General features: G+C 47.4%; 1 protein-coding gene. It reads left to right on the top strand.

Translation table 11 applies throughout. The features are described 5' to 3' along the window. Positions 1–9: 9 nt before the first annotated feature. Positions 10–9,315: an SdrD B-like domain-containing protein gene (locus tag A3EU_RS31455; protein WP_281169168.1), complete on the top strand. Its 9,306-nt coding sequence runs from the start codon at positions 10–12 to the stop codon at positions 9,313–9,315. Positions 9,316–9,481 lie beyond the last annotated feature (166 nt).

Below are 9,481 nucleotides of genomic sequence, written 5' to 3'. Positions count from 1 at the left end.
ACTGGTACCATTGATTTGGTAGTTACTGGTGGCACCGCTCCATATACTTACTTATGGAATACGGGTGCTACGAGCGAGGACCTCACCGGCCTTACCGCTGGCACGNACACGGTTACTGTTACCGATGATCAAGGTTGTACCGATGAAGCGACGTTCACGATTGAAGAACCAACGACCTTAGAAATTGACGTTGACGCCACAGTCCTCACGGATGCAGATTGTAATGGGGCTGCCACGGGTACCATTGATTTGGTAGTCACTGGTGGCACTGCACCATATACTTACCTATGGAACACAGGAGCTACGAGCGAGGACCTCACCGGCCTTACCGCTGGCACGTACACGGTCACGGTTACAGATGACCAAGGTTGTACCGATGAAGCGACGTTCACAATAAGCCAGCCGGATGCGGTGGCTATTGATGTTGCGGGGACGGTTGTCCAAGCAGCTGATTGTAACGGCTTCGCTACTGGCAGTATCTTCTTGGCAGTGACCGGCGGGACACCTGATTATGCTTACGTATGGTCTGGTCCTGTAGCTATTGGAGATACGAATAATGCAACTGGTCTGACAGCAGGTACCTACGCCGTCACGGTTACAGATGCTAACGGTTGTGCAGATGAAGCTTCCTTCGAGGTTACTGAACCTACTCCTTTACTTGTTAGCAATGCTGTTGTTAATAATACGAGTTGTGAAAGCAATGATGGTAGCATAACCCTTACCATAGAAGGTGGTACGCCAAACTATACGGTAAGCTGGGATAACGGCATGACGGGAGCTTCAATTTCCGGTCTTTCGCCGGGTGATTATACCGCGACTATCGAAGATGCGAATGCTTGTACGTTGATTCAAACCTACACCATTGAACGTAACTGTTTCGACTTGGCGCTCATCAAAACGGTGACATCGACTGGGCCATTTGTGCCAGGTGCTATCGTTAATTTCGATATCCAGGTGATCAACCAGGGAAATATCGATGCGACGCAGGTAGAAATCACAGATTACATTCCTGATGAATTCAATTTGGTAGACACCGACTGGTCAGAGAGTGGTAACCTCGCTACCCAAACTATCGCTTTGCTTCCTGCGGGAACTACCACTACACTCAGTATTAGCTTGGAGGTAGATCCTGCTTACGGAGGTGGAGATCTGATCAACTATGCAGAAATCAGCAGCGCCGACAATGTGCTTGGCTTAGAGGATGCAGATTCTGAGTTTGATCAAACCAATAATGATCCAGGTGGTTTGCCCAACAGCCCGGCAGATGATTATGTGCTTGGTGACGGTACTGGCGCAGTAAACAGCGGCAATGCAGCTGGTGATGCGGATGATCATGACCCTGCATTGATTACCGTAACTGCACTGGTTGATTTAAGTCTAACGAAAACAGTAGACAATACTACACCGTTTGTTGGTGACCAAGTGACTTACACTTTAACGCTGACCAACGACGGGCCTGCTATTGCTACGAATATAGTGGTAGAAGATGTGTTGCCAACAGGGTTAACTTATGTTGATCACAATGGCGACAACTACAATAATGCTACTGGTAGCTGGACCATTGCGTCTCTGGCTTCAGGAGGCAATGTTACTTTGGAAATTACAGCTTACATCGAAGCTATTGGTGATTACACTAACTGTGCTCAGGTACTGGCCCAAGATCAGCAGGATGTAGATTCTGAACCGGGCAATGCGAGTACTCAACAAGAGGATGATAATGATTGCGCAATCATTACACCACAAGCAGTGACCGACTTGTCATTGGAAAAAACAGCTTCCGTTACAATGGCAACGGCAGGTGACCCTGTGACCTTTATCCTTACGCTGACCAACGATGGCTTAAGCCGTGCTACTGGAGTTACGATTAGCGAAGTGATTCCTTCAGGTTTCATTTTCAATGGTTCTACCGCAAGTGGTGGTTCTTACGAGCCGGCTACTGGATTATGGACGGTAGGCGACCTGCCTGCTGGCGAAACGCTCACCCTAACCATTGATGTTACTGTTGCCGCAAATGGCGAATACTGTAACGAAGCATTTGTCGCCACAGCTAATGAATTTGATGTAGATTCAACACCAGGCAATGGCGTTGATACGGATGGCGATGGCCAAACAGAGGACGATCCTGATGATGAGGATGACGGCGATGCGGCCTGTATTGAAGTACCTTGTCAGGTGCTGCTCACACTGGTAGAGCAAACAGGATGTAACGACAACGGCACGCCTACTGACCCGAACGATGACTTTATCAACGTGACGATCTTCGTCGACGGTATTAATACTGCTGATAGCTGGACCTTGACAACGAACCGCGGACAAATATTTACGGGAGCTTATGGCACCAATATCACGATTCCTTTAGTGATTCTTAACCAAGACGATGAAACGGCCTTTATTACCGTTACGGATAATGGAGACAATGCTTGTACGAACGGGTTGACAATCATTATGCCAGAGGAATCTTGTTCGGAAGATTGTTTGATTTTAACAGAAATAAGTACCCTGCCTTATTGTGATGACAATGGTACGCCTAGTGATCCTAGCGATGACTTATACTACTTTGAAGTAACGGTTGCTGGACAAAATATCGGTGGCGATGGTTGGTTTGCAGTAGATGGTCAAGACAACCTCTTTACAGGCAGTTACAATACACCAACAGTACTGGGGCCTTACTCCAACTTTGGTGGTAACACCTTTAATGTCTTGTTCCGCGATGTTGAAAAACCAACTTGTGGGCAGTTCTTGCTACCTGTCACTTCTCCGGAAGAGACGTGTTCTGATGCTTGTGCGATTTCTATCACGATGTTGGATCCCGGTCCGATTTGTGATCCTAACGGCACGCCTATTGATCCTTCGGATGATGTCTATTATGTATTCGTTCAAATCAATGGTGTCAATAACTCTTTTGCAGGTTGGGAAACAGAAGATGAAGGATGGTCAGAAGGAGAAGGTGACTACGGTGGTACATTCGAGTTTGGCCCTTATCCGGTTAACGAAAACCATACCATCACGGTCTATGACGCATTTGATCCTGAGTGTGAAGTTTCTATCCCACTCATTGCTCCTGGCAGCTGTGAGGAAGGTTGCGAACTTACCATAGATACCTTTGCACCGGTTTGTGATGACAACGGTACGCCGTTTGACCCTACAGATGATACTTACACCTTCGGCGTGAGAATCATTCCTGCGGGACCTGATGTGTCTAGCACCGGCTGGCGCTTCGTAGATGGTAACGGTAACTTCACTGATGGTGGTGCTTACAATGAAATTATTACCCTCGGGCCGTTCCCGATTCCTACAAGCGGAGCCGATACGACCTTCCAGATAGCAGACAACGGATTTATCAGCTGTAGAGACGAATTCACCATTACACCTCCTGCTCCTTGTAGCTTGTTGAGCTGTGATATGGATGCGCAAGAGATCACCAAACGTTGCGATAATAATGGTACGCCATTTGACCCAACCGATGATGTCTTCTTCTTTACCCTACAGGTAAATGGAACCACTTCTGCTGGTTGGACAGTAACAACCCCTGCTGGTGCAACAAGTGGTGCTTACGGGCAATCGGTAGAAATAGGGCCGTTTGCGGTAGGACAGAATGTGAGTTTCACCGTCTTTGATCAGCAGTTCCCTACGGAGTGTAATCACAGCCTGACGGTCGAAACCACGGCTCCTTGTTCCGAAGAACGTACCTGTATGATTGATATCGAAATCATTCAAATGTTCGATGATTTGGGTACACCGTTTGACCATGAAGATGACGAATACGATATTACCTTCTTGATCACGAATAATGGGCAAGGTGGCAACTACGAGTTGGCCATCTTTGACGGCCCAACGCTCTTCGGCGTCTTTGGAGAACCATTGGTGTTGGAGAATTACACCGCTAATCAAGATGTAAGCTTTACGGTTACCGATCTTGAAGGAGAAGACTGTTCAACAATCGGTCGCTTCTTCGGACAAGCCGTTTTAGGAAATTATACCTGGGTTGATGCCGACGGAGACGGAATACAGGATGCGGACGAAGAACCACTCGCCGGCGTTCAGGTGATCCTTAGCGGCCTTGATCTGGAGACAGGCTTGCCTGTCAATCAGGAAATGTTTACCAATGCTGATGGTCATTACTTATTCACCGACCTCAGTCAAGGTTTATACCAGGTAACCTTCGTTTTACCTGATGGTTATAGCTACACCTTGATCAATCAGGGTAATGAAGCTATCGATAGTGATGTAGATTCTGCTACGAACGGCATGACGGTCAACCTCCCATTGTCGTCTGCAATAGCCAACCTCGATGTGGATGCTGGATTTGTTCCTGTATCAGATTGTGAAATCAACGCAGTAGAGTCAACTGTAACTTGTATTGACAATGATTTCTTCCAGGTCGTTATTCAGGTAGAGGGCAATGGTGCTTCTGGCTGGACGGCTACGGATAACGCCCTTGGCGCACCTCAGTCAGGTACTTACGCGACCTCGTTTGAGCAAATCTACAGTACACAGATTGCAGGGCCGATCATTATCACTTTTGTAGATGCCGATGATGAAAACTGTTTGACAATAGTTAGCATTGATGTGCCTACCGATTGTGTTGATCCGCCACCTTGTGCGATTACGATTACCTCACAGGTGTTTGATTGTGATGACCAAGGCACGCCTGAAGCTGATGATGATACCTTCTCGGCGTTCTTCGCTGCCACAGGTACAAATATTGGCGATTGCTTTACGTATACCCTCAACGGGGAGGTACTTACAGGCACCTACGGTATACCTGTTTTCCTAAACGACCTACTGGTTGCTAATGGAGATGTTGTTATTGAAATTGTAGATTGCAACACCCCAAGTTGTGGCGCACAATTGATTTTAGAGACCCCCGCACCTTGCTCGGAAGAGCCGTGTGAAATTACTTTAGGAGCATTGAATACCACTTGTCAAGGGGATAACTTTACCGTAAGTATTCCGGTAACGGCAGTAGCAGGAACGACTTGGGTGGCTATTGATAATGACGGTGTTACTTACAACGGTGCCTACGGCGAAAACTTCGTCGCTCAGTTCCCCGTTTCGCTAGCTAATGCTATGCTGCTGACTTTCTTTGACGATGCTGACCCAAGCTGCGTACAGAATATTACCATAGAGGTACCTGAAGATTGTATCACAGAGCCTTGTATGATTAGCGTGAGTTCAGAAATATTGCCTTGTGACGATCAGGGCACGCCAAGTGATGCAGATGATACCTATTCGGCCACTTTCGTGGTAACCGGAAATGGTACAGGCGATTGTTTCAACTATGAAGTTGACGGAACAAGCTTTAGCGGCAACTATGGCGAAACAGTAACATTGGAAAACCTCCTGATCATAGATGGCGATTTTGAAATTCTAATTACCGACTGTACGGACGCTAGCTGTACCACCAGCGCAACGATAACAGCACCTAATAGCTGTTCTGATCCATGTGCGCTTACCGTATCTTCCTTCAACTTCGGTTGCCAGGATGTAGGAACGGCATCTGGCAGTGACGACGTTTTCTCCGGCCTCTTTACGGTATCGGGTGCCAACGTTGGCAACTGTTATACGTATACCATTAATGGTGAAACGTTTGTTGGTACTTATGGCCAGCCAGTCCTTACGGGGCCATTCCTGATCACGAATGGTGACGTGACAATTGATATCGTTGATTGTAATTCCGCTACTTGTACAACGCAGGTCGTCTTTATTGCTCCGGCACCTTGTTCTGTTGAGATTACTTGTGCTGTTGAATGTCCTGAAAATGTAGTTGGCGAAACCCTCGGCTTGGCATGTGGCGATTTGGATCAAGTTTTGAATAACCCTGCAAGCCTCAGCCTGACGGGCGAACCTACGATCACTGGTGACGATTGCCTGATCGTAGAGACGACCTTTGTGGATGAGGTAATTAGTGAAGAAGGCTGTAGCAGTGTGACTATCCTTCGTACGTTCTCGGTAGATTATGGCCCTGGCGATCCTTTCATCTGTACGCAGCTGATTACGATCAATGATTCTACCGCACCGGAAGTGAGTTGTGCACCTACCAATTTCTTCGACGAAGTATTGGGTCAGGAGTTGATCCTCTTCCCGGTTGATGTCTTTGAATGTACCGCCACCATCGAAGTACCTTACCCAACGGTTACAGATGCCTGTGGCTCGGGATGGTCGGTTGTAACAGAGCTTACAACCCTCAACGGAACAGTACTGACTACAATTGGCGCCAATGAACTTCGCTTTATTCCCGACCTGGGTATTGGAGATTACTTGTTGCGCTATTACGTAACCGACGATTGTGGTAATGCCGCTGAACCGGTTGATTGCCGGATTCGCGTAACCGACCAAGATCCACCAACGGCTATCTGTGTGAGTGGTATTGATATTTCTGTCGGCGGCTTTGGCCTGGCGCGTATTTACACCGCTTCGATAGACAACGGTAGTTACGATGATTGTGATTTGGATCGGATTGAAATCCGTCGAATATTCACCCGTGACCCAGTCACTTGTGATACACTGCTGACACCAGTTTACAGCGAATGGGGCGACTACGTCGACTTCAACTGTTGTGATGCTGGCCTATACGTAACCGTAGAACTGAGAGTGGTAGACCTTGCCGGAAATGAAGATACCTGTTGGACAGAAGTACTGGTGAGTGACAATACGCTGCCATTCTGTACCAGCTTGTTCAACGAGACCGTCACCTGTGATGAATTGCCTGATGGGTTTGACCCTTACGATACGGCAGACCTCGCCGCACGCTTTGGTAGCCCTGAAGTGGTAGACAATTGTTCAGCGGAAGCTGTAGAATTGCCACCAGTAGTAAACCTGAGCGATTGTGGTGCAGGTACGATTGTACGCCGCTTTGTGGCCATCGACCGAGTGGGCAATGAGTCCGCTTCGATCTTTGAGCAATTGATAACCATCGAATACATACTGAATTATAACATCCGTTTCCCTGAAGATGAGATTACCAACTGCCTCCAGGAGATTCCTGGTGCAGAGGCCTTCAATGTGGGCTGTGATTCAATTACCGTTTCTTACGAAGATACCCAGTTGACGATAGAAGGAAACGAGTGTTTCTACATTGCGAGGACCTATACTGTAACCAACTGGTGTGAATGGAACGGCATTGATCCTCCTCAGGTTATCTCTCGCGATGAAGATTGTGATGGTGTTGGTGGAGAAGAGGATGTGTGGGTGATTCGTCGCCCAACGACTGCCTATGTAGATCGTGATGCTTTCTACAATAACACAAGCCCTACCATTGGAGAGCGCGGACAGAGCTGTACTGGTACCTTGAACCCACTAGGATACTGGCGCGAAACCACCAGTACGGGACAATGGCAGTACACGCAGCGGATCAAGATTTTTGATAACGGGGCACCAGTAGTTGAGTTTACTGCTCCGGAACCGATTTGTACCGAATCTGCAGCTTGTGAAATGATGGTTGACCTACCGTTTACGATCACGGAACACTGCTTGCCAGATGCGATGACGTTCAGTATCGGATTAGACCTCAGTGCGAATGGTACAGTGGATGAAGTTCTTCAACCAGAAGATGTCCTTTACGGAGAAGGCTCGGATTACGGTATTCGTGCATTACTGCCATTGGGCTCTCACCAGATGCTGATAGGCGTTACCGATGGTTGTGGAAATACCACCAATGTTGTTATTCCATTCCAGATTGTTGACTGCTATATCCCTGAACCTAACTGTTTCACGGGCCTCAATGCTATTCTGCAAACGTTGCCTGCCGGAACAGATATCAACGGTGACGGAGAGATGAATGAAGCTGGCTTAGAGCTCTTCGCGAATCAACTAGCAAGCTGTAATATCCTTGAATGTAACCTGCCACTGCGCTTTTCCGTAAACAGAGAAGGGGAGATGCCTAACATGAACCAGGAAAGTATCGGCCTGACCTGTGACGATCGCCCTGGCGTGCGTCTAGAAGTGTATGTTTGGGATGGTGCTTACAATCCTTATTCAGTGCAACCGGATGGTAGCCTGGGTGGCCCCAACTACAGCATGTGTGTAGTAGAGGTGAATGTCCTTGATCCAGAAGGGCACTGCAACGATTGTGTTGATGGAGATATGACCTTAGGAGGAGATATCTACACGATGAACTCGGAAGCCATTGCAGGGGTGGAAGTCAAATTGGAATCTACCATCCTGCTAGAGGTGATGACGGAAACGGAAGGTCGCTACCAATTTGAAGATTTACTGGCCGGAGAAACGTACGTGATCCGCCCATACAAAAATGATGATACGGCTAATGGTATTAGCACACTTGATATGATTCGTATTCAAAACCACCTTCTTGGGGAGGATATGATTACAAATCCGTATCTTTTGATTGCTGCGGATGTGAATAACTCTGGTTCTGTGACAACTTTGGATCTTATCCAGTTACGTCGCTTGATCTTGGGTGATATCAATACCTTCGCTAATAATACCAGCTGGCGCTTCGTTCCTGCGGATTTTGAGTTCCCGAATCCGACGAGTCCTTGGTCTACTCCATTCCCTGAATGGATTACGGTCGACGCTTTGGATGGTTGTTTGTATGCTCAGAATTTCATGGGTATAAAAATCGGAGACATCAATGGTTCTGCGAATGCGGCCTTTGATGGTACACAAAATGGAGAAGACCGCAGTAGCCTTCCTGATTGGAACCTACTGCTGGAAGATACCCGGGTAAAAGCCGGACAGACCTACCGCTTGGCGCTAATGAGCACTGAGTTGGAGCAGGTTAATGGTTTCCAGTTTACACTGGATTGCGACGAGGATAAGCTAGAGATTCTAGCCATTGAAGAGGGCTTGTTGCGCCAGGATAATTGGGGTAAAAACCTACAGTCACAAGGCTTGCTGACAGTAAGCTGGGAGCGAAACGGAGCATTGCTCAACGAAGACCGCCTGTTAACGCTAGTGGTCAGAGCAAAAGCTACGGGGCAAGTCGCCGACTGGGTAACGTTAAGTCCACGCTACACCATAGCGGAGGCTTACGAACGCAGTAGTGAAAACCGTGTGATGAATATTGAGTTGGGCTACTTCGGTCAAGCAAGTACCGGAATGGCACTCTATCAAAATATTCCCAATCCGGTGACAGCTCAAACGGTGATTCCGTTTGATTTGCCGGAAGATGGGTCTGCTATTATCGAAATACACGATATCAGCGGACGCAGAATACTTACAATCCGTGACGAATTTACGGCGGGTGCTAACGAAGTAAGAATTAAAGCCGGGCAATTGCCTAATGGCTTATATTCGTATACCCTTCGTTTTGGTGGCCAACAGTTGAGTCGCAAAATGATTGTAGCACAATAAATATTCTAGCTAGACTTTCGGTAGAATGCCTAAAGTCTAGCTAAAAAGACAGCACAAAAATAAGTTTAGCCTTCGTTTTTCAAATAGATGGCTAAACGGTTCATTTTAAGTGTGTCAGCTATTTGGGAAACTCAGAGACCTCGAAGAAGCAGCGAAGCTAACTAAG

This window comes from Lewinella cohaerens DSM 23179, from assembly GCF_000379805.1.
GTDB lineage: Bacteria > Bacteroidota > Bacteroidia > Chitinophagales > Saprospiraceae > Lewinella > Lewinella cohaerens.
This window is presented reverse-complemented; position numbering and strand designations above follow the sequence as displayed.